This window comes from Candidatus Dormiibacterota bacterium, from assembly GCA_036495095.1.
Lineage (GTDB): Bacteria > Chloroflexota > Dormibacteria > Aeolococcales > Aeolococcaceae > CF-96.
Genome location: DASXNK010000081.1, coordinates 20,056 through 46,976, shown reverse-complemented (window position 1 = coordinate 46,976; position 26,921 = coordinate 20,056). Strand labels below are relative to the sequence as shown.

25 protein-coding genes are annotated in these 26,921 nt (G+C 72.6%); 18 read left to right on the top strand and 7 right to left on the bottom strand.

Annotation, left to right across the window (positions count from 1 at the left end):
* Window positions 1-239: 239 nt before the first annotated feature.
* The 5 genes from VGL20_08540 to VGL20_08520 all read left to right on the top strand — a co-directional run bounded on the left by VGL20_08540 (window position 240) and on the right by VGL20_08520 (window position 5,778).
* A complete protein-coding gene (locus tag VGL20_08540; GenBank protein ID HEY2703723.1) occupies window positions 240-1,499 on the top strand; it encodes a GAF domain-containing protein in 1,260 nt (419 codons plus the stop codon).
* Window positions 1,496-2,131 carry a response regulator transcription factor gene (locus VGL20_08535; protein HEY2703722.1) on the top strand — a complete coding sequence of 212 codons (636 nt, stop codon included), beginning with the start codon at window positions 1,496-1,498 and terminating at the stop codon, window positions 2,129-2,131. The genes VGL20_08540 and VGL20_08535 overlap by 4 nt, the downstream gene beginning before the upstream one ends.
* A 324-nt stretch (window positions 2,132-2,455) precedes the next feature.
* The gene (locus VGL20_08530) at window positions 2,456-2,749 is read left to right on the top strand and encodes a hypothetical protein (protein HEY2703721.1); all 294 of its coding nucleotides are present in this window, start codon (window positions 2,456-2,458) and stop codon (window positions 2,747-2,749) included.
* Between the two features lie 422 nt (window positions 2,750-3,171).
* On the top strand, window positions 3,172-4,791 hold the full coding sequence (locus VGL20_08525; GenBank protein ID HEY2703720.1) for a DHA2 family efflux MFS transporter permease subunit: 1,620 nt from the start codon (window positions 3,172-3,174) through the stop codon (window positions 4,789-4,791).
* An 87-nt stretch (window positions 4,792-4,878) separates the two neighbouring features.
* Window positions 4,879-5,778: an alpha/beta hydrolase gene (locus VGL20_08520; GenBank protein HEY2703719.1), complete on the top strand. Its 900-nt coding sequence runs from the start codon at window positions 4,879-4,881 to the stop codon at window positions 5,776-5,778.
* Between the two features lie 27 nt (window positions 5,779-5,805).
* On the opposite strand, the gene VGL20_08515 is transcribed toward VGL20_08520, so the two are convergent.
* Entirely contained in the window at window positions 5,806-6,225 is a 420-nt protein-coding gene (locus VGL20_08515) for a PPOX class F420-dependent oxidoreductase (GenBank protein ID HEY2703718.1), read from the bottom strand.
* A 63-nt stretch (window positions 6,226-6,288) separates the two neighbouring features.
* Between VGL20_08515 and VGL20_08510 the strand changes: the two genes are divergently transcribed.
* A complete protein-coding gene (locus VGL20_08510; protein HEY2703717.1) occupies window positions 6,289-6,975 on the top strand; it encodes a helix-turn-helix domain-containing protein in 687 nt (228 codons plus the stop codon).
* Between the two features lie 102 nt (window positions 6,976-7,077).
* Window positions 7,078-7,488, top strand: coding sequence for a tautomerase family protein (locus tag VGL20_08505; protein HEY2703716.1), 411 nt, complete (start codon window positions 7,078-7,080; stop codon window positions 7,486-7,488).
* A 224-nt stretch (window positions 7,489-7,712) separates the two neighbouring features.
* Here VGL20_08505 and VGL20_08500 read toward each other — a convergent pair whose 3' ends face one another.
* The gene (locus VGL20_08500) at window positions 7,713-9,350 is read right to left on the bottom strand and encodes a hypothetical protein (GenBank protein ID HEY2703715.1); all 1,638 of its coding nucleotides are present in this window, start codon (window positions 9,348-9,350) and stop codon (window positions 7,713-7,715) included.
* A gap of 515 nt (window positions 9,351-9,865) precedes the next feature.
* On the opposite strand from VGL20_08500, the gene nadA reads away from it, so the two are divergent.
* Window positions 9,866-10,837, top strand: a complete 972-nt coding sequence (nadA, locus tag VGL20_08495) for a quinolinate synthase NadA (GenBank protein ID HEY2703714.1) — start codon at window positions 9,866-9,868, stop codon at window positions 10,835-10,837.
* Window positions 10,838-10,848: 11 nt separating this feature from the next.
* Here nadA and VGL20_08490 read toward each other — a convergent pair whose 3' ends face one another.
* Window positions 10,849-11,175 carry a hypothetical protein gene (locus tag VGL20_08490; protein ID HEY2703713.1) on the bottom strand — a complete coding sequence of 109 codons (327 nt, stop codon included), beginning with the start codon at window positions 11,173-11,175 and terminating at the stop codon, window positions 10,849-10,851.
* Window positions 11,176-11,235: 60 nt separating this feature from the next.
* On the opposite strand from VGL20_08490, the gene mtnA reads away from it, so the two are divergent.
* On the top strand, window positions 11,236-12,288 hold the full coding sequence (gene mtnA / locus VGL20_08485) for an S-methyl-5-thioribose-1-phosphate isomerase (protein HEY2703712.1): 1,053 nt from the start codon (window positions 11,236-11,238) through the stop codon (window positions 12,286-12,288).
* Between the two features lie 15 nt (window positions 12,289-12,303).
* On the opposite strand, the gene VGL20_08480 is transcribed toward mtnA, so the two are convergent.
* Both VGL20_08480 and VGL20_08475 read right to left on the bottom strand, forming a co-directional pair.
* Window positions 12,304-13,263 (bottom strand): hypothetical protein, encoded by a 960-nt coding sequence (locus tag VGL20_08480; GenBank protein HEY2703711.1) that lies wholly within the window; start codon window positions 13,261-13,263, stop codon window positions 12,304-12,306.
* Between the two features lie 160 nt (window positions 13,264-13,423).
* Complete coding sequence (locus VGL20_08475; protein HEY2703710.1) at window positions 13,424-14,653, bottom strand: hypothetical protein; 1,230 nt, start codon at window positions 14,651-14,653, stop codon at window positions 13,424-13,426.
* 296 nt (window positions 14,654-14,949) lie between these two features.
* On the opposite strand from VGL20_08475, the gene VGL20_08470 reads away from it, so the two are divergent.
* From VGL20_08470 to glpK, 3 genes are read left to right on the top strand one after another with little or no spacing between them, the layout of a single operon-like run.
* Window positions 14,950-15,762: an S-methyl-5'-thioadenosine phosphorylase gene (locus VGL20_08470; protein HEY2703709.1), complete on the top strand. Its 813-nt coding sequence runs from the start codon at window positions 14,950-14,952 to the stop codon at window positions 15,760-15,762.
* A 31-nt stretch (window positions 15,763-15,793) separates the two neighbouring features.
* Window positions 15,794-16,591, top strand: coding sequence for an enoyl-CoA hydratase/isomerase family protein (locus VGL20_08465; protein HEY2703708.1), 798 nt, complete (start codon window positions 15,794-15,796; stop codon window positions 16,589-16,591).
* Window positions 16,591-18,069 carry a glycerol kinase GlpK gene (gene glpK / locus VGL20_08460; GenBank protein HEY2703707.1) on the top strand — a complete coding sequence of 493 codons (1,479 nt, stop codon included), beginning with the start codon at window positions 16,591-16,593 and terminating at the stop codon, window positions 18,067-18,069. Before VGL20_08465 ends, glpK begins: the two co-directional genes overlap by 1 nt.
* 73 nt (window positions 18,070-18,142) lie before the next feature.
* Here glpK and VGL20_08455 read toward each other — a convergent pair whose 3' ends face one another.
* Window positions 18,143-18,505, bottom strand: a complete 363-nt coding sequence (locus VGL20_08455; protein ID HEY2703706.1) for a hypothetical protein — start codon at window positions 18,503-18,505, stop codon at window positions 18,143-18,145.
* Between the two features lie 390 nt (window positions 18,506-18,895).
* Between VGL20_08455 and VGL20_08450 the strand changes: the two genes are divergently transcribed.
* Genes VGL20_08450 through VGL20_08425 form a run of 6 tightly spaced genes read left to right on the top strand, consistent with a single transcriptional unit; the run spans window position 18,896 to window position 26,243 of the window.
* Window positions 18,896-19,477 (top strand): hypothetical protein, encoded by a 582-nt coding sequence (locus tag VGL20_08450; protein ID HEY2703705.1) that lies wholly within the window; start codon window positions 18,896-18,898, stop codon window positions 19,475-19,477.
* Window positions 19,474-21,351 carry a phospholipid carrier-dependent glycosyltransferase gene (locus tag VGL20_08445; protein HEY2703704.1) on the top strand — a complete coding sequence of 626 codons (1,878 nt, stop codon included), beginning with the start codon at window positions 19,474-19,476 and terminating at the stop codon, window positions 21,349-21,351. The genes VGL20_08450 and VGL20_08445 overlap by 4 nt, the downstream gene beginning before the upstream one ends.
* Window positions 21,348-23,534, top strand: a complete 2,187-nt coding sequence (locus VGL20_08440; protein ID HEY2703703.1) for a hypothetical protein — start codon at window positions 21,348-21,350, stop codon at window positions 23,532-23,534. Before VGL20_08445 ends, VGL20_08440 begins: the two co-directional genes overlap by 4 nt.
* A complete protein-coding gene (locus VGL20_08435; GenBank protein HEY2703702.1) occupies window positions 23,531-24,274 on the top strand; it encodes a glycosyltransferase family 2 protein in 744 nt (247 codons plus the stop codon). The genes VGL20_08440 and VGL20_08435 overlap by 4 nt, the downstream gene beginning before the upstream one ends.
* Window positions 24,271-25,407 carry a hypothetical protein gene (locus VGL20_08430; protein ID HEY2703701.1) on the top strand — a complete coding sequence of 379 codons (1,137 nt, stop codon included), beginning with the start codon at window positions 24,271-24,273 and terminating at the stop codon, window positions 25,405-25,407. Before VGL20_08435 ends, VGL20_08430 begins: the two co-directional genes overlap by 4 nt.
* The gene (locus VGL20_08425; GenBank protein HEY2703700.1) at window positions 25,404-26,243 is read left to right on the top strand and encodes an amidohydrolase family protein; all 840 of its coding nucleotides are present in this window, start codon (window positions 25,404-25,406) and stop codon (window positions 26,241-26,243) included. Before VGL20_08430 ends, VGL20_08425 begins: the two co-directional genes overlap by 4 nt.
* An 11-nt stretch (window positions 26,244-26,254) precedes the next feature.
* Here the strand turns inward: VGL20_08425 and VGL20_08420 are convergent, their stop codons facing one another.
* A complete protein-coding gene (locus tag VGL20_08420) occupies window positions 26,255-26,866 on the bottom strand; it encodes a TMEM175 family protein (GenBank protein ID HEY2703699.1) in 612 nt (203 codons plus the stop codon).
* Window positions 26,867-26,921: the final 55 nt, after the last annotated feature.

Genomic DNA, 26,921 nt, shown 5'->3' with positions numbered 1-26,921 from the left:
CGAAGGGCCTCGAGCCGGGTGTGCGGTCGCAACGGGAACGGCTGCGGGCTTGCCCACGTCCACGTGGGCCACTCACCCGCTCCCCTCCGGGACCACGTCGATGCCCGCTGCCACCGCTTGGATCCACGGCCAACGCCGGTGGCGCGGTGGAATGCCGGGACTCGACTGCCCGGGGAGCGGTGTGCGGGAAAACCGCGCGCACGGTTCTGAGGGGGGCCGCCGGAGACGGGCTCAGCACCATGGCTGAGAACCGCGCCGCCGGCCTACCCGGAGAGGAGCCCACCCTGACCGACCTGGGCAGCCAGGACTACCACGAGCAGATCGAGTCGCTGTACTGGATCTCGGTCGAGATCGCGGCACTGCACGAGCTGCCCGCGGTGTACGACCGGGTCCTCGGTTACTGTCTGGCGCTGACCGGGTCCGAGTTCGGCTTCATCGGCCTGGCGGACCACCGGCGCGAGCATCTCGAGATGGTCGCGGTCAGGGGCTTCGAGCCGGACCCCGGGTTCTTCGACCGATTCCGGACGATGCCGCTGCGCCCGAACGTCTTCAGCACCGCCATCCTCGAGGACCGCCCCGTCGTCTCCAACGACGTGCCCCGGGATCCCCACCGGGTGGGGCAGCCTCGGGGACATCCACCGGTGCGCCGGTTCCTCGGCGTGCCGCTCCGGGTCGGGTCCGAGGTCATCGGGATGAACGGTGTCGCCAACAAGCCGGGCGGCTACCACGCCGGGGACGAGCAGCTGATGTCGACGTTCGCCAACCAGGTGGCGGTCGCCATCGACAACGCGCGTCTTTACGAGCGTCAGCGCGAGATGATCGACGGCCTGCAGCAGCTCCATGCGCGGCTCGACGGGCTGGAGAAGGATCGCCTCCTCGCCCACGAGCGTGCACGCATCGCCTCGGGCCTGCACGACCACATCGGCCAGAGCCTGTTCGGCACCGGGCTGAAGCTGAACGCACTATTGGGGCACGATCTCGATCCTCCCGTCCGCGAGACCGTCAGCGAGGTGCAACGCCAGATCACGACCACCGCGGAGGAGCTCCGCCAGGTCGTCTTCCAGCTCTCCGAGCTGCGCCCGAACACCGACCTCCACGGAGCGATCGGAGCCATGCTCCGCGCCGCCGCGCGCGAGCACGGGCTCGACGTGGACCTCAGCGTGAGTGGGGTGCCGGCGGCGGGCGTCGAGGAGGTGGAGGACGTCCTCCTCTCCGTGGCTCGGGAGGCGCTGGCCAACGTGGTCAAACACGCGCATGCCCAGCGGGTGCACGTCAGCCTGACCTACGCCGACGACCATGTCGACCTCGCCATCCAGGACGACGGCGAGGGAGCATCGGAGGAGGTCCTCGAGGGCTACGGTGACAGCTATCTCCACTACGGCCTGCGCAACCTGCGCCGTCGCGTCGAGGAGATCGGAGGGACCTTCACCTGTCGCAACGGCGACGAGCGCGGGTTTCTGATCAGGGTGCACGTCCCCCTGCGGCCGGAGGGCGAATGATCCGCATCGCTCTCATCGACGATCACGAGATGGTCCGTGAGGGTCTGCGCGCCATGCTCCAGGCGGAGGACGACTTCGAGATCGTCGCCGAGAGCCGGTCGGCGGACGACCTCGGCGACCTCGTGGAGCGCACCCGACCCGACATCATCCTGCTCGACGTCCGCCTGCCCGGCATCGGTGGCGCCGAGGCGTGCCGCCGCCTCACCCGCAGGCACCCCGAGGTCAAGACGATCATGCTCACCGTCTACACCGACGACGACCTCGTCGTCGAGGCGATCCGGGCCGGCGCCCGCGGCTACATCGTCAAGGATATCGAGCGCTTCGACCTCAGCCGGAGCATCCGCGCCGTCCACCGCGGCGAGGCGGTGATCGCGACCACGGTGGTCGGTCCGATGCTCGAGCGGATCCGCGGCAGGGGTGCGGCGGCGACCACGGCCCGCCCCGCGCTCAGCGAACCGCAGATGCGCATCCTGCGGCTGATGAGCGAGGGCCTCTCGAACGGAGAGATCGCCGCGCGCCTCCATCTCAGCGAGAACACCGTGAAGACGCACGTGCAGGAGATCTTCCGCAGGCTCGGGGTCCGCAACCGGGTCGAGGCGGCGATGCTCGCCAACCGCGAGGGCCTCCTCTGACCCGTCAGCCAGAGCGTCGGTGAGAACCCGGTTCACACTGGAACGGTGTTTGGTCACGCTGCCCAACCACCGCCCTTGCTCGGAGATGGGGAGATGTTGGCGTGAGTACAGTTCCCAAGCTGGGAGCTCCCATCGCCCGAGGCAGTTCCTCATGTCCTGGAGGCGGCGTCCCAGGCGGTAGAGCTCAGATAGCCTCATGACCGCAGCTTGCATCGGAACAGATGTATCGGCTAGGATGCATCCTCAGAGATGAACCCCTCGCCTGGATGTGAATCCCAGGGGAGATGGGCGGGAAGCAATTGACGCGGAGGATTGAGGATGAGGATGAGTGTGCGTTTCGCGGGCCTGGCGGTTGCAGGCCTGCTGGCAGGCGCGGTGTCGACGGGAACGGTGGCCCTCGCCGCGACGACGACGACCGTCGCCGGAGCCGCCCAGAGCTCGATCGTTCAGGATCATGGTGGCGATCACGGCCATGGCGGGGACCACGGTGGTGGTGGTGATCACGGCCATGACGGGGATCACGGTGGTAATGGGGATCACGGCCGCGAGCGCGGTGGTGATGGGGACCACGGTGGCGACGGTTGTTGGTACCGCGACTACTCCTACTACCACTGCTGAGGGATCGCCGGCGTCACGGCTCCTGACTGCCCGACGGGCGGCGGCCGCGCAGGCGGCCGCTCCCGTCCAGGGCGGCCGCCGTATGAGCACATCCTTGGGAGTGTCAGTCACAACGTGCTCCGTCACAGCCACGTCGCAGTGCTCGTGGTGCACCTCCCCGCGACTCGCCGGCGCGGCGCGCACCGCCGCTCGACGTCGTCGCTCGGTTCGGCGAGCGCTCAGCCTGAGTCCGACTCGCTGACACCGCCGGCACTGAACACTGGCGTGGTCCAGCTGCCCCGGGCCAGGAGGGTGTCGTGACGGCGCGACGTCGAGGGCGCGACCGGCCCGGCTCCGCTGTGCCGCAGCCCACCGGGAGGGCAGACCCGGCGGAAGCAGAGGACCCCGCCGCGGCCTCTCCCATCCCCCACATGCGTCGGTCGGTGAGGCGGAGGTCGCCCCGCACCGTGCACCGCCCGGTGCCACGCCCGCAGCGGCGGGCGACGACGGCATCCCCGCAGGCGGCCGCCACGCCGACGGCGGACGCGCCCTCTGCGGCGACCGGCGGCAGCTGGCTGCCCGGCGTCGTGGTGGTCGTCGTCGGTTCGTTCATGGCGCTGATGAACGCCAGCAGCGTCAATGTCGCCATCTCGCGGATCCAGGGTGAGTTCGGCGGCACCTCGACCCAGGTTCAGTGGATCTCCACCGGCTACACCCTGGTGCTGGGAGTGGTGGTCCCCACCAGCAGCTGGCTCAGCAACCGCTTCGGTGCGCGGCGGGTCTACGTGATCGCGCTCCTGGTCTTCGCCCTTGGCTCGGCGCTCTGCGGCATCTCCTGGAGCCTCAACTCCCTCATCCTGTTCCGGGTGGTGCAGGCGTTGGGAGGCGGTCTGCTTCCCGTGCTCGCCCAGGCGATGATCTATCAGATGGTGCCCCGTGCCCGGATCGGGTCGGCGATGGGGGTGTACGGGCTGGGCATCATCCTGGGTCCCGCGATCGGCCCGACCCTCGGTGGCTGGCTCGTCCAGGACATCAGCTGGCGGCTCATCTTCTACGTCAACCTGCCCATCGCCGTGCTGGGGACCGTGGGAGTCCTCGCCATTCTTCCGCCGTTCTCCGCCGGACCCCGGCGGCGTTTCGACCTCCCCGGCTTCCTGTTCATCGCGGCCGGGCTGGCCGGCCTTCTCATCGCATCCTCCGAGGGCTCGGATCCGTCGTTCGGTTGGACCTCGTACCGCGTGCTCATGCTCGGCGCGGTCGGGGTACTCTGCCTGGCGGTGTTCGTGGTCATCGAGCTCTCCGTCGAGGAGCCCATCCTCGACCTCCGCGTCTTCGGTGGCTGGGTGTTCAGCCTCTCGGTGGCGCTCAGCGGTCTGCTCAACATGGGACTCTTCGCCGGGTCCTACTACATTCCCCTCTTCCTTCAGCAGGGGCAGGGCCTGAATGCGCTCCAGGCGGGGCTCACGCTGCTCGTGCCGGGGCTGGTGGTGACGGCGATCATGCCGCTGAGTGGCCGCCTCTACGATCTCGTCGGCGCGCGGTGGCCGGCCGCGGTCGGCACCCTGCTCGTCGGCGCCGCCGCCTACCTGATGCACGCGATCTCGCCGCAGACGATGCGGGAGCCCGTCATTCTCGCCAGTTGCCTCCGCAACGCGGGGGTCGGCCTCGCACTGATCCCGGTCACGACCGCCGGCATCGCGAGCGTCCCCGCCGCGATGGTCGGCCAGGCCAGCGCGATCAACAACGTCGTCGGACGGGTCGCCTCGTCGCTCGGACTGGCGCTGCTCGGATCGGTCCTCATCGGGCACCAGTGGCAGCAGCTCAACAACAACGGGTCGCTGCTTCCCGCGGTCTCGCCCGGGTTCCCTCAGCTCACCGAGATCGCCGCCGCGGGACAGAGGCGCATCCTGGGCGTCTACGCTGCGGTGCAGAACCAGAGCTTCAGCCGCGGCCTCGACGACGTCTTCCTGCTCACCGCCGGCATCTGTGCCGTTGGGGTGCTGATCGCGCTGCTCCTTCCGTCCGGCTCGCCGAGCCGGCGGACGAGCGCAGCACCTCGCTGACGCCGAATCGGGCCGACGTGGAGATGGGCCGGCCGTCCACCCTGGCGGTATGCTCCGAGCCGCTGAGCCACCTCGGGAGGGCCACATATGGACGAGCACCTGGACGGGCGGTCCGAGATCGTGGCGCGCTGGCCGCGGCGCGACGCACTGAAGCTGATCGCCGCGACGGCGGCCGGCACGGGCGCGGCGATGCTCGGGCTGCAACCGGCGCTCCGGGTGACCGCGGCCGGGGCAGCCACCCCTGTCGCTGGCACTCCCGTGCCTCGTCGGAGAGCGTTCGGTGGAGGAGTTCGCAACGTCGTCCTCGTCCACGGCGCCTATGCCGACGGCTCCTGCTGGACGGAGGTGATCGAGCGCCTGCAGGCCGCAGGACTGACCGCCACCGCGGTTCAGAATCCGCTCACCTCGCTGGCCGATGACGTGGCGCACACCCGTCGGGTCCTGGCCCTGCAGGACGGTCCGGCGATTCTGGTCGGGCATTCATTCGCCGGTACCGTCATCACAGAGGCTGGGATGGATCCCGGCGTGGCGGGTCTGGTCTACATCGCGGCGCGCGCACCCGATGCGGGTGAGGACTACACAGCTCTCGCGAAGCGATTCCCAACCCCACCGGCCAACGCAGGAATCGTGTACAAAGACGGATTTGGGGCGCTCACCGAGGACGCATTCCTCAACGACTTCGCCAACGGTGTCGACCGAGTCCGGGCGCGTGCGCTCTACGCGGTGCAGGGTCGGATCTCGGAGACACTCTTCGGTGACAGGACCAGCGTGGCAGCATGGAGGTCGAAGCCATCCTGGTATGCCATCTCACGGCAGGACCGCACGACGTCACCAGAGCTCGAGCACTTCCTCGCAACCCGGATGCACGCCACCACGATCGAGATCGACTCGGGCCACCTTTCATTGATCACCCATCCCCACCAGGTGACCGAATTGATCCTGGAGGCTGCGGGGTCGACGGTGGCGGCTCGGTCCACCAGCGCCTGATCGCGGGGGCACGTGCAGACCGACTCCTCACGGCGCGTCCACACCCGGGCCCACTCCGCTCACACGTTCGGGGGTGATGCGCAGCACGTAGCCCCCCGGCGCGCCGGGCGGCGGGAAACTCACGTCGGGTCCGAGGTACACATGGGCGAGCCGCTGGAGCAGTTCGGGTGCGCTCCCCTCCGTTACCCGGGCGGTCCCCCGGATGACCAGGTGGTGGTGGAGACCGTTGGTGATGCCACCGCTCTCGACCGAGACCACAGCCCGGGGATCGCGCCGGACGTTGCGCAGCTTGAGGTGGTCGCCGAGGTGACCGCTGACAATCTCGTCGCCCTCGAGGCCGATCCAGACGATCGTCACCTGGGGGCTTCCGTCGCGGTTGATGGTCGCGAGGTGGGCGAGGCGCCCCGAACCGAGCACCTCCCGCGCGGCGTCGGACAGTACGGCCATGTCTCCCTCCTGCTACGCTACAGACCGGTCTGTAGCATATCGGAATGCGGAGGTCATGAGCCGGTGCCGGGCGAGGCGCGGTCGGGGCGGGAGAGCATCCTCGCCACCGCCGATGAGCTGTTCTACGAGCGCGGCTTTCACGCCGTCGGCGTCGACCTCATCGTGGCGCGTGCAGGGGTCGCCAAGACCACGATGTACCGGCACTTCCCGTCGAAGGACGCCCTCATCGTCGCCTACCTCGGGCGCGCCGACGAGCGCTTCTGGGCCTGGTTCGAGGCCTCGCTCGACCGCCGAGCGACCCCCGCCCGGCGTCTCGCCGGGCTGTTCGACGCACTCGCGAGGCTGATCGCCAGCACCACCTGCCGGGGCTGCGCCTTCCAGGCCACCGCGGCGGAGTTCCCCGATGCCTCCGGCGCCGGGCACGCCACCGCACTCGCGCACAAGCAGGCGGTGCGGGGACGCCTGCAGCAGCTCGCCGCCGACGCCGGCGCCGCCGACCCCGGCGCTCTTGGCGACCGCCTGCTCGTGCTCATGGATGGCGCCTTCGCCTCGGCCCGAATGTACGGCCCCGACAACCCCGCCGCAGGCGTCGGCGGAGCCGCCCGCTCCCTGATCGACGCATCCCTCGTGCCTGCGTCCCGGCAGCGGCAGGTCGAGCGCGATCGTCGCCTACCGGGAGTGACCCCGACGGAGATTGATGCCTCGCCTGCCCAGGTGGCACAGCACATCGTCAGGGAGGAGCACACATGAGCATGGCGTCCATTGGGAGAGGGCGCCAGCTGGGTGCACTCGGTCCACCAGTCGATCGGCGCCTGAGCGTATTCTCACCACCCACGATGTCTGGAGGGTCCCATGCCCATCTACCGGTGCACCGTCCCGCAGGCCAGCGTCACGCCAGAGCAGAAGGCCGAGATCGCCCGCGAGATCACCCGCATCCACTGTGAGCTGACCTCGGGCACGCCGGCCGGTTTCGTGCATGTGATCTTCGAGGAAGTCCAATCGGGGAACCGCTTCTCCGGCGGTGAGCCCTCGTCCAAGGCGCTGATCGTCGGGCGGATCCGTGCCGGCCGCTCCGGCGAGGTCAAGGCGAAGTTGCTGCTGGGCATCTCGGAGGCATGGAAGCGGGTCACCGGGCAACCGGAACGCGACATCCTCGTCGCCGTGCAGGACATCCCCGCGAGGGACGTCGTCGAGGGCGGCTGGGTACTTCCCGAGCCCGGTCAGGAGGACGCCTGGCTCTCCGAGCACGGCCTCACCGGTTAGCAGCTCCCCGGATGGCTGCGACCGGTCCGCGACGCGCCGATTCCCGGGGTTGAGTTATGCCGCCAAGCGGTTCTGCGAGCGCAATCCATTGCCGTGCAAGGCGTCAGCAGTTCTCCGTGTGCTTCAGCACTCGCCTCCTGGGCGGCGAGATCTCCACCAGCAGCGAGACCAGCTTAAGTTCCGTCCAGACTTGGCGGTGGCGGCGGCCGCGACGCGGCGGTCGCTCACTGGAACACGGGTGGGTCGCCCGGCGGCACCTGTCCCATGCGGTAGCGCGTCCCGTTGGTCTCGTACGTCCCCTTCTTGTCGTTGGAGGTCGAGGTCCGGTTGAGATCCCACCAGATCTCCTTGTAGTCCTGGGTCGGGGTGTAGTGTCCGGGCCCCAAGCCCCAGGTTCCGGCTTCTCCGGTGCCGCCGGGATAGGAGAACATGCCACGCTCGAAGCTCGCCGGGGCCAGGTCGGGACCGGCGAGCTGGATGCCGAGGGCGATCATGTAGAGCTGGAAGTAGAAGAAGTCGACGAGGTGCCCCGGCTCGTCGCTTCGCACCGACTTGTAGGCGTTGTAGCCGAGGGTCGCGCGCTCCGGCAACGGCGGGCCGAGGGTGCTGATACCGAAGGCGTGCGACCACTCGGTCTGGTCGTAGAGCTGACCGATGAGGTCGGTGTCGCTGAAGCCGTTGCTCACCAGCAGCCACTCGGGCGTGTAGCCCTGCTCGTGTGCCTTGGCGGCGAGAAAGACGGGGAGGATGGGGTCGCAGAAGAGCGCCACCGAGGTGATCTGCGCCGCCTTCAGCTTGGCGACGATGCTCGCCGCCTGGTTGGACATGCTTGCCAGGTCGACCGAGTAATCGAAGACGCTGGCATCGTGGCCGGCGCTGTGCAGCTGGTCGAGCCAGTCGTGCACGCACTGCTGGTAGATGGGGTTCTCCGGGGTCACGACGCCGATCTTGCGCGGCCTGCCGGCGAGGTCGCCGCCCGCGTACCTGGCGGGCTTGCCCATGATCCGCTTGTTCAACCAGTCACTCTGGCTCAGCTCCAACATCGAGCAGTCGGTGAACGTGCTCCAGGCATACGGTCGGCGCTCGAGGAACCATTGGCGCGACATGAACAGCGGGCCGAAGGCCATGACGTGCTGGCGCGCCAGCGCATCGGCGTACGGCTCGGTGAGCCCGGTGAGATCGGCGAAGGCGCCCACCTCGTTCGCCACCTTGATGGCGTCCGCGTTGGCCTGCTCCTGGCCGGCGCCGAGGATCTCGCGGGTCAGCGAGCCGTGACCCTGGTACGGCACCAGCTTCATCTTGCGTCCGTAGAACTGGAAGCGGGTGTTGAAGTAGTCGACCAGTCCCTCGGCGGTGCGGATCGCATCCTCCGGGCCGTCGATGAGGTCGCTCCCAGCGATCTTCGCGATGGTCGAGGACAGGTCGGGATCGGCGGTGACCCGGAAGGCGATGTTGATTGTGTCTTTGGTGACGCCGCGCGTGGTGGCGCCGCCGTTGTCACCGCTGAAGAGGACGCAGGGCGGCGAGTAGGGGTCGCCCGGTACCTGCTGGGGGCGGTCGCTGCAGCTGCTGGTGTGGGCCGCGAGCCTGTGCGTGTTCGAGGTGCCGGCCACCGCGGCGGTGCCGGCGGAGCCGCCGCTCCGCGAGGCGCCGGGTGCACTCCCGCCGGTGTCCGGACCGACGGCCGCGGCGTTGCCGGCGCTCTGGGCGCCGGTGTCGTGGATGACGGTCTGCTCGCGGGCGATGGGCCGCACCAGCGTGACCATCAGCGCGAAGGCGACGAGCATCGCCAGCAGCGGGCCGTAGCCCCGGAGCAGGCCGGTCCCGCCGCCGGGCAGCCTCGTCTGATCGGACCCGTTCACGCTCCCACCCTCATGACCCGGCGATCTGCGGATCCGAGCAGAGCCGCCAGTCCTCGGATTCTTGGGTGCACGCCGTCCTCCCCCTCCACGCCAAGGAGGCCAATCTATCTCGCCGCCGACCTGCGCTGCCACCGTCAACCGGGCGACGAGGAAGGGGTGTCGTGGGCCGACGCAGGGCCTGCCGCTCTCTGGCTACGGGTCGTGGCCGACTGGAACCCGGTGTCCGCTGTGGCCGCCTCGTGCCGGGAGCTGTTCGGCAACCCGAACCCGGCGACGCTGACCCACACCTCCCCGGCCCAGCACCGTCCATGGCCCCACGATAGCCCCGAGCCGCCACCCCCGGGAGGCGTCCATCGGGCTCAGCGCGGTCTTGCCACTTGGTACTCCGGAGCGCGCGACCGTACACCTGTACGCACGCAGCCGCACTCGGCGCGACTCCCCCGCGACGCGCCGATTCCCAGAGTTTGAGTTATGCTGACCTAAACCAGCCAGCCAGCCCCTGGGGGAGTGCAGCCGTGACCATCCAGGTCGACCCCGCTCTCGAGGTCGCCTCGCTCGTCGATCGGATCGATCGGCTCCGCCGGGTGCGGAACGCGGTGATCCTGGCCCACAACTACCAGCTCCCCGAGGTGCAGGACGTGGCCGACTTCGTCGGCGACTCCCTGGGCCTCTCCCGGCAGGCGGCGGCCACCGAGGCCGACGTGATCGTCTTCTGCGGGGTGCACTTCATGGCGGAGACGGCCGCCATCCTCTCCCCGGGGCGCACCGTGCTGCTGCCCGACCTCGAGGCCGGCTGCTCGCTCGCCGACACCATCACCGCGGCGCAGCTGCGCGCCTGGAAGGCGGAGCACCCGGGGGCGGTGGTGGTCGCCTACGTGAACACCACCGCCGAGGTGAAGGCGGAGTCCGACTACTGCTGCACCTCGGCCAACGCGGCCCAGATCGTGCGTTCCATCCCCGCGGACCGCGAGATCCTGTTCCTGCCCGACATGTTCCTCGGCGCCCACGTCGAGCGGGTCACGGGCCGGAGGATGACCATCTGGATGGGGGAGTGTCACGTGCACGCCGGCATCGACCCGTCCCACCTCGACGCCATGCTCCTCGAGCATCCCGACGCCGAGCTGCTCATCCATCCGGAGTGCGGCTGCACCACCTCGACCCTGTACCGCGCCGGCCACGGCGATCTTCGCGCGGTGCCGGTCACCGTCACCTCCACCGAGGGCATGGTGCGCCGGGCCCTCGACTCGCCGGCGTCGACGTTCATCGTCGCCACCGAGGTCGGCATCCTCCACCGCATGGAGCGGTTCGCGCCGAGCAAGCGATTCGTCCCCGCCTCCCCCGACGCGGTGTGCCCGTACATGAAGCGCATCACCCTCGAGAAGGTGGCCACCGCGCTGGAGCGGATGGAGCCGCGGGTGACCGTCGCCCCCGACATCGCCGCCCGGGCGCGGCGTGCGATCGATCGGATGCTCGCGGTCAGCGGCTGACCAGCCCGCGCCTACTCGAGCACCTCGTCGCGGGGGGCGAAGATCCGCAGCCGGCGGAGGAGGAGGGGCGTCTCTCGACCCAGGTGCCCGTCACGCAGCGCCATGTCCAGGGGCTCCACCGCCATCGAGAGGAGCTCCGGCGGGTAGCCCTGGTCAGCGAGCCGCTCCCACGATCGGATCAGCGTCGAGGCGGTGGCGACCCCGTCACAGGCTGCCGCCGTCGCGACCCCGAGGGAGACCACCTCGTGGGGCATGACGAACGCCAGCTCGAGGGCGGTGAGCTCGCCGCGCAAGGCGGTGGCCACGAGCTCCTCGAAGCGATCGGCGCTGACTGCCATGACCCCAGAAGCCTACCTGGAGCTGACCCAATCCGCGGGGCGGCGACGTACCGTGGGACGGTGAGCTCGCCTCCGACGCTGCGCTACCAGCAGGGCACCCTGATGCTCCTCGACCAGCGGCTGCTCCCCGGCGAGCAGAGGGAGCTGCGCTGCACCACGGCGGCCGAGACCGCCGAGGCGATCCGCGCCATGGCGGTCCGCGGCGCTCCCGCGATCGGCGTCGCCGCCGCCCACGGGGTGGCGGTGGCCGCCCGGGCCGCGGCCGGGGCAGGGGGCGACCCGGCCGCGGTGCGCGGCGCCGCCGAGGAGGCGTGCGCGCTCCTCGAGACGGCGCGTCCGACCGCGGTCAACCTCGCCGGCGCCGTCCACCGGATGCGCCTTGCGCTGATGCGCGACGCCGGGCTGGCCACGGGTGCGGAGGTGGCGGCGGCGCTGGAGGCCGAGGCGGCGGCGCTGGAGAGCTTCGAGATCGAGGCCTGCGCGGCGATGGGGCGGTACGGCGCCGACCTGCTGACCGAGAACGCCCGCGTCCTCGTGCACTGCAACGCCGGGTCGCTGGCCACCGTGGGCACCGGCACCGCGCTCGCCCCCGTCTACGAGGCCCACGCCCGGGGCAGCCTCGACGTCGTCTTCGTCGACGAGACCCGGCCCCGGCTGCAGGGCGCGCGGCTGACCGCGTACGAGCTCGGCGAGGCGGGCATCCCCCACCTTCTGATCGTCGACTCGCTCGCGGCGACGCTGATGCTCCACGGCGCCGTCGACGCGGTGCTGGTGGGAGCCGACCGCATCGCGGCCAACGGCGACGTCGCCAACAAGGTGGGGACCTACGCCCTCGCCGTCGCCTGCGCCCACCACGGGCTGCCCTTCCTCGTGGTGGCGCCGACCACCACGATCGATCCCGGCTGCGAGACCGGTGCCGACATCCCCATCGAGGAGCGCGACCCCGCCGAGGTCCTGGAAGTGGCCGGCGAGCGGGTCGCGCCGCCGCTCACCCGGGCGTTGAACCCAGCCTTCGACGTCACCCCCGCGTCGCTGGTGACCGCGCTGGTCACCGAGCGCGGGGTGGCGTCGCCGCTCACCGCGCAGGCCATCTCCGGGCTGACCCGGCGATAGGCTCCGGACCTCGGGTCAGGGGGTGGGCGACGGGGGCGCCGGGGTCGGCGTGGGCGCCGGGGTGGCCGTCGGTGCCGGGGTGGCCGTCGGCGCCGGGGTCGGCGTCGGAGGAGCCGGGGTTGGCGTCGGCGGTGCCGGGGTGGCCGTCGGTGCCGGGGTCGCGGTGGGCGCGGGGGTGGCCGTCGGCGCCGCGGTCGGAGCCGGCGTCGGCGCCACGGTCGGATCCGGGGTGGGCGCCGGGGTCACGATGATCGGCGGCGTGGTCGGGCCGGGCGAGATCTGGATCGGCGCGCCGATGACCGTGTTCGCCGGCGACGAGGGCGAGCCGCCCACGTGGATGGCCGCGGGTGGCGAGCCGATCGGCACCACCGACAGCGGGTTGGGGAGCGCGGGGTTCGACGGCAGCGCCGGGTTGAGCGTGTAGATCGGCAGCGGCGAGTAGGTCGGCAGCGGGATCCCGCTGTTCGAGGTCACCGGCGGCGTCGTGTACGCCACCTGGCCGACCTCGGGCCCCCAGGTCCGCCAGCCGATGCCGAGCACCAGGACGCCGGCGAGGACGCCGCCGACCAGCGCGGCCGGCTTCCTCCAGCGGTTCGCGGGGACGGGCTCGGAGCCCTCCACCCAGCGCCAGCCCGCCTGCCGGTTCGCGAAGTGGATGAGCCCGCGGGCCGGTGCACCCGGCTCGGCGGGCTCGCTGACGGAGAGGTCGCCCAGCTCGGAGATGACCGCGCGGATGCGGTCGCGCTGCTGGCGCGCCGTCTCGCGCTCGTCGAGTGCGGGCAGCTCGGTGCCGACCAGGTCGCCGGTGTGGTCGACGAACCGCATCATGTGGGTGAAGCGGTCGCCGTTGAACCGCGCCCGGCGGTCCCACGCCGTGGCGAGCTCCTCCGGGGGCGCGAGCTCGGCGGCGAGGTCGAGCAACTCCTCCAGATCCTCCTCGGGAGGCTGCGGGGCGACGTCCTGGGGGCCGGTCATCGGGTCACGTCGACCGGCGCCGCGGCGGTGCGCACGGTGCGGCACGGCGTCTGGCTGCGTGGCATGGTTCTTTCTCACCCCTTCCTTGGCGAGCGGGCGCTCCCTGTGTAAACGGGAGACCGCCCGAAATCCTGCCCCGGGACGTGCCGCGGCCGGCCGGCTACGGGCCGGTGGGGGAGGGGGAGGGGGAGGGGGAGCCGGAGGGGCCCGGCGACACGGTCGGCCTCGGGCTCGGCGCCGGCGTCGGCTGGGGCGTGGGCGCCGGCGTGTGCGACGGCGTCGGCTGCGGGGTCGGCTGGGGTGTGGGCCGCGGCGTCGGCTGCGGTGTCGGCGGTGGCGTCGGCTGTGGCGTGGGCCGTGGTGTCGGGTTGGGCGTGGGGTTCGGCGTCGGCTGCGGTGTCGGCTGGGGCGTGGGGCGCGGCGTCGGGTTCGGCGTGGGATTCGGCGTGGGGTTCGGCGAGAACGTCGGCTGGGGCGTCGAGGTCGGCTGCGGGGACGGCGATCCGCTCGGCGACGGCGCGGGCGTGAAGCTGGGGCCGGGGGTGAAGCTGGGCGCGGTGGTCGGCTTCGCCGTCGGCTTGGGGGTGTGCGACGCGGTCGGCGACGGCGTCGGAGTCGCGGTCGGGAAGGGCGTCGCCCCCGGGAACGGATTGAAGAACCCGTTGCCGCCGCCGTTGGGTCCGCCGAACGTCGGCGGCTGATCGGTGATCGGCGGCGTGAGGACGTGCTCGGACGCCGAGCTGCTGGTGGCGCCGGCGGTGCCCGCGGTCGCTCCCGAGCTGGCCTGGCCGCCGCCCTGCTGGACGCCGCTGGCCGGCGCGATGACCTTCGGGGCGGCCGTGGCCGGCGGCCGCGGCAGTGCCGCGAGGGTCGGGAAGCGGCCCGGGTCGCCCTCGGCGATCGCCGGCCCGAGCGCGAGCGGCGGCGAGGTGAAGGGGATCGACGAGTAGCGGTCGGGGCCGAGGGTGTGGAAGAGGATGCCTCCCACCACACCGACGAGCAGCAGCCCGCCGCTCACCGCCAGCGGCTTCCGCCAGGGGATCGGGATGAACGTCCGCGGGGAGACGATCGCGGGCAGGTAGCGGTGGCGCGGCTCCTCGGTGAGGGACAGGTCGCCGAGCTCGGAGACCGCCGCGTCGAGGTGCATGCGCACCAGCCCCGCGGTCTGAGCGGCCTCGGCGGCATCATCCTCGGGCGCCTCCTCCTCGCCGCCGGTCCACCGTCCGTGCAGCATGCGGGCCACCGTCCCGCCGCCGGTGAAGCGGGCGCGCCGGTCCCAGGCGGTGGGCAGATCCTCGGGCGGCGACAGCTCGGCGGCCAGGTCGAGGAGCTCGTCGAGGTCGTCGTCGCCGGCGTGCGCGTCGCCGGGCGGGAGGTAGTCGACGCTCACCGCCGCTCCCCGCGCGGCCGCGACGCCGGCAGCAGCCGGGCAGCAGACGCCGCCGTCTCGACCGAGCACTCCGCGCAGCCGTGCGTGAAATGCCCGCGATCAATGGCTCGCATGGGCCTCCCTTCCTGACCGGGGGAGAGGTGGCCCGCACGGCCTCGCCCTCTCGCCCGCTCCAATCCTACCAACGAATCCCCGCGTGTGAACGGAATCGGCGAATCCCGCCGCTCGTGGTCGTGGGAGCCTTCGTGGCGATCGGGACCTGCCCCGCGCCGGCGTCGACGTGCCACCATGCGCGGATGAGCGAGCGGCGGCCGGCGGCGGTCGGCGTCATCGGCGGGTCGGGTCTGTACCGGTTCCTCGACGGCGCCGAGATGCTCGATCTCGAGACCCCGTACGGGCCGCCCAGCGACCGCGTCGCCGTCGCCGATCTCGGCGGTCACCGGGTCGCGTTCGTCGCCCGCCACGGCGCCGGCCACACCATCCCTCCGCACCGCATCAACTACCGTGCCAACCTGTGGGCGCTCCATCAGCTCGGCGTCGAGCGGGTGCTCGCGCCCTCCGCGGTGGGCAGCCTCCGCGCCGATCGCGCCCCCGGCGAGGTGGTGGTCTGCGACCAGCTGGTCGATCGCACCCACGGCCGCGCCGACACCTTCTTCGACGGCCCCGAGGTCGCTCACCTCAGCGCCGCCGACCCCTACTGCGCCGAGCTCCGCCCCCTGGCGGCCGCGGCCGCGCGCGAGGCCGGGCTCACCGTCCACGAGGGCGGCACCGTGGTGGTGATCAACGGACCCCGCTTCAGCACCCGCGCCGAGTCGAACCACTACGCCGGCGCCGGCTGGAGCGTCATCAACATGACCCAGTACCCCGAGGTGGTGCTCGCCCGCGAGCTGGGCATGTGCTACGTCAACCTCTCGCTGGTCACCGATTACGACTGCGGCCTCGAGGGCTCGCCGGAGGTGCGGCCGGTGACCCAGGCGGAGGTTTTTGCCGTCTTCCGCCAGAACACGGAGCGCATCCGCGCCGCGCTCCGCGGGCTGGTGTCCCGCCTGCCCGCCGCCCGCGGCTGCGACTGCGCCGCCGGCCGGCCGGCTCCGCCGGGCCACGGCTGAGCGCCGTCCGCCCCACCCGGAGGTTCCCTCGATGACCGCCTCGGCCCGCATCGAGCTCGACGAGCGCGGGGTGCTCACCGTCACCCTCAGCCGTCCCGACCAGCGCAATCCCCTCGACCTGGAGGCCTGGCGGGTGCTCGGCGAGGCGTTCGGCGAGCGCGCCCGCGGCGCGGGGGTGCGCGCCGTCGTGCTCCGCGGCGAGGGCGACAGCTTCTGCTCCGGGCTCGACCGCGGCCTGCTGGCGCAGGTGGCGGGGGGGAGCAACGGCCAGCGGGTGGACATCGACGCGGAGGAGCTGCAGAGCACCGTCGACGCCATCGACAGCTGCCCGGTGCCCACCCTGGCGGTGGTCCAGGGCGCCTGCGTCGGCGGCGGCCTCGCCCTCATGCTCGCCTGCGACCTGAGGGTCGCCGCCGACGACGCCTTCTTCGTGATGATGGAGATGCGCTACGCCTTCCTCCCCGACCTCGGGCACATCCCCCGGCTGATGCGCGAGGTGGGCATGGCCCGGGCCAAGGAGATGCTCTTCTTCGCCGATCGGGTGCCCGCCGCCACCCTGGAGCGCTGGGGCGTGGTCAACGAGGTGGTGCCCCGGGCCGGCCTGGAGGAGGCGGCGCGGCGCTGGACGGCCCGCTGCGCGGCCACCCCGCCACTGGCGATCGCCCACCTCAAGCCGCTGATGCTCGCCGACCCCGCCGGCGCCGACGTCGAGGAGGGGCAGCGGAGCGCGCTCGCCGCCAACCTGGGCACCCTGCTGCGCACCCGTGACTTCCGCGAGGGGCTGGCCGCTCAGATGGAGCGCCGCGACCCGCGCTTCGCCGGCGAGTAGTGGCCGAGCCCCTTCTCCTGGCCGTCGACCAGGGCACCACCGGCACCACCGCGCTGCTGGTGGGGCTGGACGGCACCCTCCACCGCCGCGCCTACCGGGAGGTGCCGGTCGTGTATCCCCGGCCCGGCTGGGTGGAGCAGGACGCCGAGGCGCTGTGGAGCTCGGTGCTCGGCGCCTGCCAGGAGCTGCTCGAGGGCGAGGTTCAGCCGGCCGCGCTCGGCATCACCAACCAGCGCGAGACCGTGGTCGTCTTCGAGCGCGACACGCTGCGCCCGGTGGCCCCGGCGATCGTCTGGCAGTGCCGCCGCAGCGCCGAGATCTGCGACGCCCACCGGCGCGCCGGCGACGAGCCGGAGCTGCGCGCCCGCACCGGGCTGCTCCTCGACCCCTACTTCACCGCCACCAAGCTGGAATGGCTGCTCCGGGAACGTCCCGAGCTGCGCGCCCGCGCCGAACGGGGGGAGCTCTGCGCCGCCACCGTGGACGGCTGGCTGGTGGCCCGCCTCACCGGCGGCCGCCGGATCGCCACCGACCCCTCGAACGCCAGTCGCACCCTGCTCTGGGACCTCCACGCCGGCGCCTTCGACCCCGCCCTCTGCGACCTCTTCGGGGTGCCGGCGGCGCTGCTCCCGGAGGTGACCGGCTCGGCGGGCCACGCCGGCGACACCGACCCTGGCGCCTTCCTCGGGCGGCGCGTCGCCATCCGCGGCATCGCCGGCGACCAGCAGGCGGCGCTCTTCGGCCAAGCCTGCGTCACCCCGGGGATGAGCAAGAACACCTACGGCACCGGCAGCTTCCTGCTCTGCAACCTGGGCGAGCGCATCCCCGAGCCGGCTCACGGGCTGCTCACCACCGTCGCCTGGCGCCTCGACGGGCACGACAGCTTCGCCCTGGAGGGCAGCATCTTCGTGACCGGCGCCGGGCTCACCTGGCTGCGCGACGGGCTCGGCCTGATCGACGCCCCCGCCGAGGCGGGTCCGCTCTTCGACAGCGTTCCCGACAGCAACGGCTGCCACTTCGTGCCCGCCCTCGCCGGCCTCGGCGCCCCCTACTGGGACAGCGGCGCCCGCGGTGCGCTGCTCGGCCTCACCGCCGGGGTCACCCGCGCCCACGTGGTGCGGGCGGTGGTCGAGGCGATGGCGCTGCGCACCCGCGACGTCGTCGAGGCGATGGAGGTGGCGGGGGCGAACTTCGCGGAGCTGCGGGTGGACGGCGGCGCCAGCGTCATGGACGGGATGCTCCAGCTCCAGGCGGACCTGCTCGGCATCCCGGTCGCCCGCACCTCGACCGCCGAGACCACCGCGCTCGGCGCCGCCTGGCTCGCCGCCGTGGGCGCCGGGCTGCTCGACGGTCCGCAGGCGGTGGCCGGCGCCTGGCGTCCGGGCCGGCGCTTCGAGCCCGCGGAACCCGGCCGGCGGCCGGTGGCGGCGTACGCCGCCTGGCAGGAGGCGGTGCGGCGGGTCCGCAGCGCCTCCTGACATGAGAAAGGGCCCGCCCCCGGCCGGGGGCGGGCTCTCTCCTGGCTGCGAGGAGTTTCTGGTTGGGTGTCGGTCAGACGTTGGTCTGGCCGGCGCCGGGCTGGTCGCCCTGCGCCGCGCCGGAGTTGGTGGGCCGGTTCGAGCCAGGCCCCTGGCGCCCGGCCGGACGGCCGGCACCGGTGGTGCCCATGCTCTGATGCTCCTCGTCCTGGCCCATCTCCTCGGCCTTGCGCACGCCTTCCTTGTGCGTCCCGTACTGGCCGGCGGAGGGGGTGACGTCCTCACCCTCGTGGGTGACGCTGTCGAACGGGGTCTCCGGCATCCGGCTCTCGCCCTCGGCCGCCGTCGAGATCCCGCCCTTGCCACCGACGCGTCCCGTCGAGGTGGGATGCGCGGGGTCGGCTGCGGTGTTGCGGTCCTTGCTCTCGTTGCCCATCCTTGGGACCTCCGGTCGGGGGTAGGCACCTGTCACTGTTTATGACGCGATTAGTTACATCATCAGTAGCAGGTGATATGGCACTGACCCTATTTCCAAAGCGCCGGGCCTGTCAAGGCTCCGAGTTCGAGAGCACCGTCGCTCGAACAGATGAGCGGCATCCGGAGCGGGCGGCGAAAAATGAAAAGGCCGGGGCTTGCGGCCCCGGCCTTTCCAAGGAAGGGAATGAGCTTCGAGTTCAGGAGCGGTGTTCCCGCTCGGTGACCCAACGATACCGCCGGCCCCGCGTGGGGCCTGTTCAGTTCCGGTGAGGAATTGTGAAGGCCGTGTAACGACCCGATGGCGGCACTGTGCGATGGGCTGGGCAGGTATCCTCGGCCCCGCCCAGCCATGCAGAGCCGTCGCCACGCCATCCTGTACGACGTCGATCGGTGGCGGCGGTTCCGCCTGCCGCTGCTGCTGTTCGCCACCGGCTGCCTGCTCGCCACCCTGCTGCAGCCGGTCTTCCAGCACGGGAAGACCCAGGCCGGCCTCGCGCCGCTCAGCTTTCTCGGCGCCGCCTTCTACGGCTTCGCCTTCAACTTCTGGCTGCGCCAGCGCTTCAGCACCCTCTCCGTGGAGGGCGACAACCTGGTGATCCGGCGCACCGGCATGAGCCAGCGGATCCCCCTCGCCGAGGTGCGCCGGGCGCGGGTCGCCCGGGTGTCGGCCACCGCGAACAAGCCGGAGCGGCGCAGGGTGCTGCCCCGGCCGGTGGCGCGCTGGCTGGAGACCGAGGCGCTCACCCTGCGGCTCGACACCCCGGCGGAGCAGCTGGTGAAGCTGCGCCGCCTGCTCGGCCGCCAGTTCCTCTTCGAGAGCGACCTGGTGGTGCCGGTGGTCGACGTCGAGGGCCTCCTCCGCGAGATCGAGGAAGCGATGCCCCGGCCCGATGCGGCGCCGCCGGCGGCCCGCCGCAGGCGCCGCCGGTGAGGCCGCGGCCACCGGGCAGCGTGCCCCGCGCCGGGGCGCGCGCCTTTCTCGACCTCGACCGGATCGACGTGATCTGGCTGCTCGCCCTGGTGGTGACGGCCCTCGTGCTGCGGATCGCCAGCCCGATCTTCCCCGACGCCCTCAGCCATCCCGGCGGCGGCGCCCCGGTGACCGCCTACGGCCTCTCATACCCGTACAACAACGACGGCTGCGTCGACGACGTCCCCGTCGACGCTCACGGGCACATCACCGGCCCCAAGGACCCACCTCAGCGGCACTGCGGGTTCGTCTTCGACGAGGTGTACTTCCCCGTCGACGCCGCCAAGGACCTGCACCAGCCCACCGTCGACTACTTCGACCCCGAGCCGCCGCTCGCCAAGCTGCTGATGGCACCGCCGATCGCCGCCCTCGGCTTCGGAGGCTGGTCGTGGCGGCTGAGCTGCGCGATCGCCGGCAGCCTGATGGTCGGCCTCGTCTACCTGATCGCCCGGCGGCTGCGCCGGGAGCGCTTCTTCGCGGTCGCCGCGGCGGTGATGATGAGCCTCGACGGGCTGGCCTTCGTCGAGTCGCGCACCGGCGTCATCGACATCATCGCCATCCTCCTCGCGGTCTCCATCACCTACGCCTTCCTGCTCCACTGGCAGGCCCGCACCCGCACCCAGTGGCGGGCGACCCTGTACGCCCTGGCGGCGGTCACCGGCCTCGCCTTCGCCGCCAAGCTCACCGCCCTGGCCCCGGCGCTGGTGGTGGTCGCGCTGATCCTCGGCCGGTTCCTCGAGCCGGTGGCGGTGCGCCTGGTGCCGGCGCTGCGCGGGGTCGCCGGGCCCGGCGAGGGCGAGGCCCGGATGTGGCGGGACGCCGCCGGCCGCCGCGCCCTGCTCCACTACGCCGCCGCGCTGCTGCTCGCCGGCTCGGTCTTCGCCGCGAGCTACTCGCGCTACCTCACCATCCCCCACGACACCGTCTACCACTTCGTCGCCTGCGACCCCAAGGGCGGGCTGCGCGACGGTCCCAACCCCAGGGACGACCACCAGGACGTGCCCCTGATCCGGCACGCCGACGGCACCCCGGTCACCGCCGCCGGGCACGCCCTGCCCAGCATCCCCGCGGCGATCGGGAACATCGCCGGGCAGATGAAGGCGAGCCTCAACTACCACGACATCGAGTGCCGCCCCCACCCCTACGCGTCGCGCTGGTACACGTGGCCGGTGATGGCCCACCCGGTGCTCTTCTACGCCGACTACACCCGCCACACCACCGCCGGAGGCAACCCCGAGACCGCCTGGATCACCGACATGGGCAATCCCGCGGTGTGGTGGCCGGCGATCCCCGCGCTGCTCTTCTGCGTGTGGACGATGACCCGGGGGCCGTCGTGGTGGCGGTTCGCCACCGGCGCGGTGATGGTGGCCGGGCTGGGGCTGATGATCCGCTTCTTCAAGTCCGCGGAGACCGGGGTGGTCGGGGTGCACCCGTCGATGGCGCCGTTCGCCCTGGGCCTGGCGCTGATGGTGGTGTTCGCGGTGCTCGCGGTGATCTCGGCGGTGGTGTCCCGCCGGCTGGTGCCGGCGCTCTGCGTGCTCGGCTACAGCGCCGCCTGGCTGATGTGGGTGCTGGGCAACGAGAAGCGGGTGCTGTTCTTCTACCACATGCTCGGCGCGCTGCCCTTCATGGCGCTGGCCTCCGCCTATGCGCTCACCGCGCTGCGCCGCGCCGAGGTCGGCGTGTTCGGCCGCACGGTGCGGCTGGCGCCGCTCTCCTACGCCGCCCTCGCCGTGGTTGTGGCCGCTTTCGTCTTCTTCTCCCCGATGTGGACGGGGGCGCCGCTCGGCCCCGCCGACCACGCCATGCGCCTGTGGGTGGGTGACTGGCAGTGACCGTCCTGGCTGGGGTGCTCTGGCTGCTCACCGGAGCGGCCGGGGCCGCCGTGGCCGGGCTGGTGCGGGTGCCGCTGCGGCTCGAGGAGCGGGTGGCGATCGCGGTGGTCGCCGGCATCGAGCTGAGCGCGCTCAGCACCCTCGGCGTCACCCTGGTGGCGGGGATGAGCACCCCGGCGGTGCTCGCCGGGCCGCTGCTCCTGGGGCTGCTCGGCCTCGGCGTCGCGCTGCGCGCCGGCGACCCCCGCGGCCCCTGGCGGGGGTCGATCGCGGAGCTGCCCGAGCGCCGGCGCGACGGTTCACTGTGGGGGCCGCTGGCACTGCTGGCCGCGGCCGTGACCGGCTTCTCCATCCTGTTCGCCCACACCCTCTTCAGCAGCGGCCCGGACATCTCGGCCGGCTTCCCCACGGTGTGGGCGGACTGGTCGCTGCACGCCACCGCGGCGAGCAGCTTCTCGGCGGGGCACAACCTGCCGCCCCACGACCCCATCTTCAGCGGCACCCCCTATCGCTATCCCTTCCTCCCCGACTTCCAGAGCGCCATGCTGCTGCAGCTCGGAGCCTCGCCGGGGGCGGCGCTGGCGATCCCCAGCGCGGTGCTCTGTGTCGCCGCCGCGCTGCTGCTGGCCTCGCTGGCGCGGCGGCTGTGCGGCTCCTTCGCCGCCGGGGTGGTGGCGATGGCGATCTGCCTGCTCGGCGGCGGGCTCGGCGCCAGCGGGCTGTGGTGGGACGCCTGCGCCAGGGCGGGGCTGAGCGCCGCCCGCTGCGCTCCCACCCAGGTGATGACCCACCCCGGCGACGCGGTGGCGGCGTTCCGCGCCATCCCCGCGACCGTCGCCGACCAGCCCCGCGCCTACGACGGGCTGCTCACCGACGCCGCCGTCCAGCCCGCAGGAAACATCCAGTGGTACACGCCCCTGCTCGCCTGGTGGCTGCCCCAGCGCACCTTCGTCCACGGCGTCAGCATCGCCCTGGCGGTGCTCCTCCTGGTCGCCGCCGGGCTGGCCCGGCCGCCGCCCGCATGGTCGCCACTCCTGCTCGGCGGCGTGCTCGCCGGGCTGCTGCCGCTGATCCACGTCCACACCCTGATCGCGCTCTCGGTGGTGCTCCCGGTGCTGGCGCTGGTGCGACGGCGGCGGGAGTGGCTGGGGATGCTCGGCGTCACCCTGGCGCTGGCCGTGCCCCGGCTGGCGCAGATCGCCGCCGGCGGACACGGCGTCGACAGCGGCCCCTTCGGCAGCAACTCGTTCCCCTACCTCGAGCCGGGGTGGAAGTGGAACCCGGACTCCGACCCGGGGCGGATCGTCAGCCTCGTCCACGACGGCATCGGCGGGGTGGTGGGGAGGATCGTCCACGTCCTCCTCACCCCGGGCTTCTGGGGCTTCTGGCTGCTGAACACCGGCATCCTGCTGCCCGCCTGCGCCGTGCTCCTCGGCACCGTGGTGATGCGCCACACCCGTCCCATCGGTGTCGACGACGACCGTCCGCGGACCCGGCCGCCGCTGATCTCCGACGAGCTGGCGCTGCTCTGCGCACCGCTCATGCTGCTCTGGCTGGTCGCCAACATCGTGGTGTTCCAGTCGTGGGACTGGGACAACACCAAGCTCTTCGCCTACTGGCAGCTGGGCGCGGCGCTGCTGGTCGGTGCCTGGGTGGTGCGCTGGTGGCGGGGCGGGGCCTGGCGGGCGGCCGCCGCCACGGTGGCGCTCGCCAGCCTGCTCCTCAGCGGCGGCCTGGTGATGCTCCGCGATCTCCCCTGGACCCCCCGCGACACCAATCCGGGAAGCTACACCTGGGCCGGTCAGGACGATCGCGACCTCGCCGCGCAGGTCGCCGCCCACACCCCGCGCACCGCCGTCATCCTCACCGGAGGCCGCCCCAACGACCCCCTGCTCACCCTCGCCGGACGCACCGCGGTGATGGGCTACGCGGGCTGGTTGAACAGCTACGGCACCGACTTCGGCAGCCGGCCCGACGACATCCACACCATGTACGCGGGCTGCCCCGGCGACCCCCCGGGCTGCCCCGTCGAGGGGCTGCTGCGGCGATACCGCGTCTCCTTCGTCGAGCTCGGTTCCTGGGAGCGCGACCAGCAGTCGGCCGACCAGGCATGGTGGTCCGCCCACTACCCGGTCCTGGCCCGGGCCGGCGACACCACCGTCTACGATGTCCGCCGCTCATGAGCACCCTGCCCGCGTCGATCAGCGCCGTGCTCCCCGCCTACAACGAGGTGGCGGTGATCGCCGAGACGGTGCGGCGCACCCACGCCGCGCTCCGGGGCAGCGGCGTCGCCGACCACGAGGTCGTTGTGGTCGACGATGGCAGCAACGACGGCACCTCGGAGCAGGTGCTCGGCCTCGCCGCCGAGCTGCCGGGGACGCGGCTGCTCGGTCACCCGTCCAACCTCGGCTACGGGGCGGCGCTGTGCACCGGCTTCGAGGCGGCGCGGAGCGAGGCGGTGTGGCTGCTCGACAGCGACGGCCAGTTCGACCCCGCCGACCTGGCGCTGCTGCTGCCCCACTGGGAGCCGGGCTCGATGATCGCCGGCTACCGGGCGCAGCGCCAGGACCCCTGGACGCGCCGGGCCAACCACGCCGCCTTCTTCGCCCTGGTGCGGCTGCTGAACGGGCCCACCCTCCGCGACGTGAACTGCGCCTTCAAGCTGTTCGCGCGCGAGCTCGGCGTCGGCCTCCAGTCGCAGGGCGCGATGATCTCCACCGAGCTCGCGCTGCGCGCCCGCGACCGCGGCTGCCGCATCGTCGAGGTCGCCGTGCCCCACCATCCCCGCACCACCGGCGAGGCCACCGGCGCCCGCCCCGCGGTGGTGGCCCGCGCCTTCGTGGAGCTGCTGGGGCTGCGCGCCGGCCGCGATGGCGGCGGCCTGCAGGGGCCGGCGCAGGGCGACCTGCGCCGCCGGCGGTGACCCTCGGGGGCCCGCTCTGGCGGCTGGTTCTCCCCCCCTTCCTCGCCGCCCGGGCGGTGAGCCTGCTGGTGCCGGTGCTGGCCACCTGGGAGCAGAGCACCGCTCCCGGATTCCCCACCGGCGGCGAGCTGCGCTCCGCCTTCGACCAGTGGGACAGCCAGTCGTACGTGGCCATCGCCGAGCACGGCTACCCGTCGCACCTCGACTTCGGCCTCGGCCAGGGCGGCCACCTGGTCGCCTTCTTCCCCGGCTACCCGATCCTGGTGCACGTGGTGATGCTGGTCGCCCGGGACGCGGTGCTCGCCGGCCTGCTGGTCAGCAGCGTGCTCGAGCTCGTCGCCCTCCGCCTGCTCGCCGGGCTGGTGCTGCGCGAGCGCGACCTCGGCGCGGCGCGCTTCGCGGTCTGGGCGCTGGCGTTCTGGCCGTACGCCGCCTTCCTCGGCCTCGTCTACACCGAGAGCGCCTTCCTCGCCGCCGCCGCCGGGTCGCTGCTGCTCGCCCGCCGCGGCCGCTTCGGCCCCGCCTGCCTGGTGGCGGCGCTGGCCTGCGCCACCCGGGTGACCGGGGTGGCGCTGATCCCGGCGCTGCTGGTCGAGCAGCTGGTGCGCCACCGCGGCCGGCCGACGCCGCAGCTCGGCTGGCTGCTGCTGGTGCCGCTCCCGCTGCTGCTCTTCGGCGTCTACCTGCAGGTGCACACCGGCGACGCGCTGGCCTGGCTCCACGCCGAGGGATCGGTGTCGTTCGACTACCGCCACCTCGACTGGCCCTGGGCGGGCGCCCGGGCCACCTGGGACTCGGCGGTGCTCAGCTCGCTGCCGGCGGGCTCGACGTACGTCTTCGCCCTCGAGGTGCTCTTCGGCGTGGGCGGTGCGGTGGTGGTGGCCGCGCTCTGGATCCGGCGCACGCTCCCGCTCTCGCTGCTCAGCTTCTGCACCGCGGTGTGGCTGCTCTCCGTCTGCGTCTCCTACTGGATCTCGGTGCCACGCTACGAGATCGCCATGTTCCCCGCGCTCATCGCCGTCTGGGACCTGCTCGCCCGCCGCCCCTCCTGGCGGGCCGCGGCGGTGGCCGCGAGCGCCGGCCTCTTCGCCTACGGGGCGGGGCTGTACGCCACCGGGAGATGGCTGGGGTGATCGTCGACGCGCACGTCCACATCCTTCCCGACCGGGTGCGAGGCCGGCTCGCCGAGATCTGCGCCCGCGAGCCCTGGTTCGGCGCCTGCCACGCCCGGCCGGGGGCGGCGGTGGCCTCCGCCGAGGACCTGGTCGAGGCCATGGCCGCGGCCGGCGTCGACCGGGCGGTGTGCTTCACCTGGCCCTTCACCGACCCCGCCCTCTGCGCCGAGGCCAACGACTACCTCGCCGCCGCGGTGCGCCGCCACCCCGGCCGCCTGGTGGGCTTCGGCTGCGTCCAGCCCGCCGACCCCGGCGCCGCCGCCGAGGTCGAGCGCTGCGCCCGGCTCGGCCTGCGGGGGATCGGCGAGCTCAACGCCGACGCCCAGGGGTGGGCCCTCGAGGACGAGGCGGCCCTCGGCCCGGTGGTGCGCGCCTCGGTGGCGGCGGGCCTGCCCTGGAACCTGCACTGCAGCGAGCCGGTCGGGCACGAGTACCCGGGCAAGGGCACCGCGACCCCCGACCGGGTCGCCGCCCTGGCGCTGCGCCATCCCGACCTGACCGTGGTCTGCGCCCACCTCGGCGGCGGGCTGCCGCTCTACGCGCACATGCCCGAGGTGCGCGAGCTCTGCCGCACCAGCCTGTACTTCGACACCGCCGCGGTGCCCTTCCTCTACCAGCCCTCGGTCTACCGGGCGGTGGTCGAGGCGGTGGGGGCCGACCGGCTGCTGTTCGGCACCGACCACCCCCTGCTGCGGGCCCCGCGCTACCTCGAGAGCCTGCGCGGCCTCGGCCTGGGGGAGGAGGCGACCGCGGCGGTCCTTGGCGGCAACGCGGTCCGGCTGCTCGGCCTCTGAGGGCGGCGGGCTCAGCCCCGCTCGCGGCGGAGGCGGAGGCCCCAGGAGATCGGGTCGACCGCGTAGTAGAGGGCGACCGCTCCGTGGAACGCGAGGCAGGCGTAGGCGTTGAGCAGGGCGATGCCGGCGGCCACGAGGTACACCCCCGCCCCGGCCACGAAGAGCACCGTGGTGAGCCTGCGCTGCTCCTCGGGAAACGAGTCGTCGAGCAGCCGGCGGCCCCCGGAGGCGTAGAGCCAGAGCGCTCCCCAGGCGAGGGCGTTGACGAGCATCACGATGCTGTAGGCGACGGCGGCGACCCGGGTGCCCTCGCCGCGCCGCAGCGCCTCGCCGAGGATCCCGGTGGGGTAGGGGAGGAAGACGATGGTCATGAGCAGGAGCAGGTTCAGGTAGACGAGGGTTCGGTCGATCCGGGCGAGCCGGCTGAGGACGGCGTGGTGGTTGAACCACATGATCCCGATCACGCTGAAGCTCACCACGTAGGCGGCGTGGGCGGGCCACTGCCTGAGCAGCTCGGCGCCGAGGTCGTCGAAGCGCTGGGGCTGGCCGATGGTGAGCACCAGCAGGGTGATGGCGATCGCGAAGACCCCGTCGCTGAAGGCCTCGACCCGTCCCCTGTCCATCTCCGGCGCATTCTGACGCAGCCCCGGACAACGGGTGCGCGGGCTCTCATGCCAC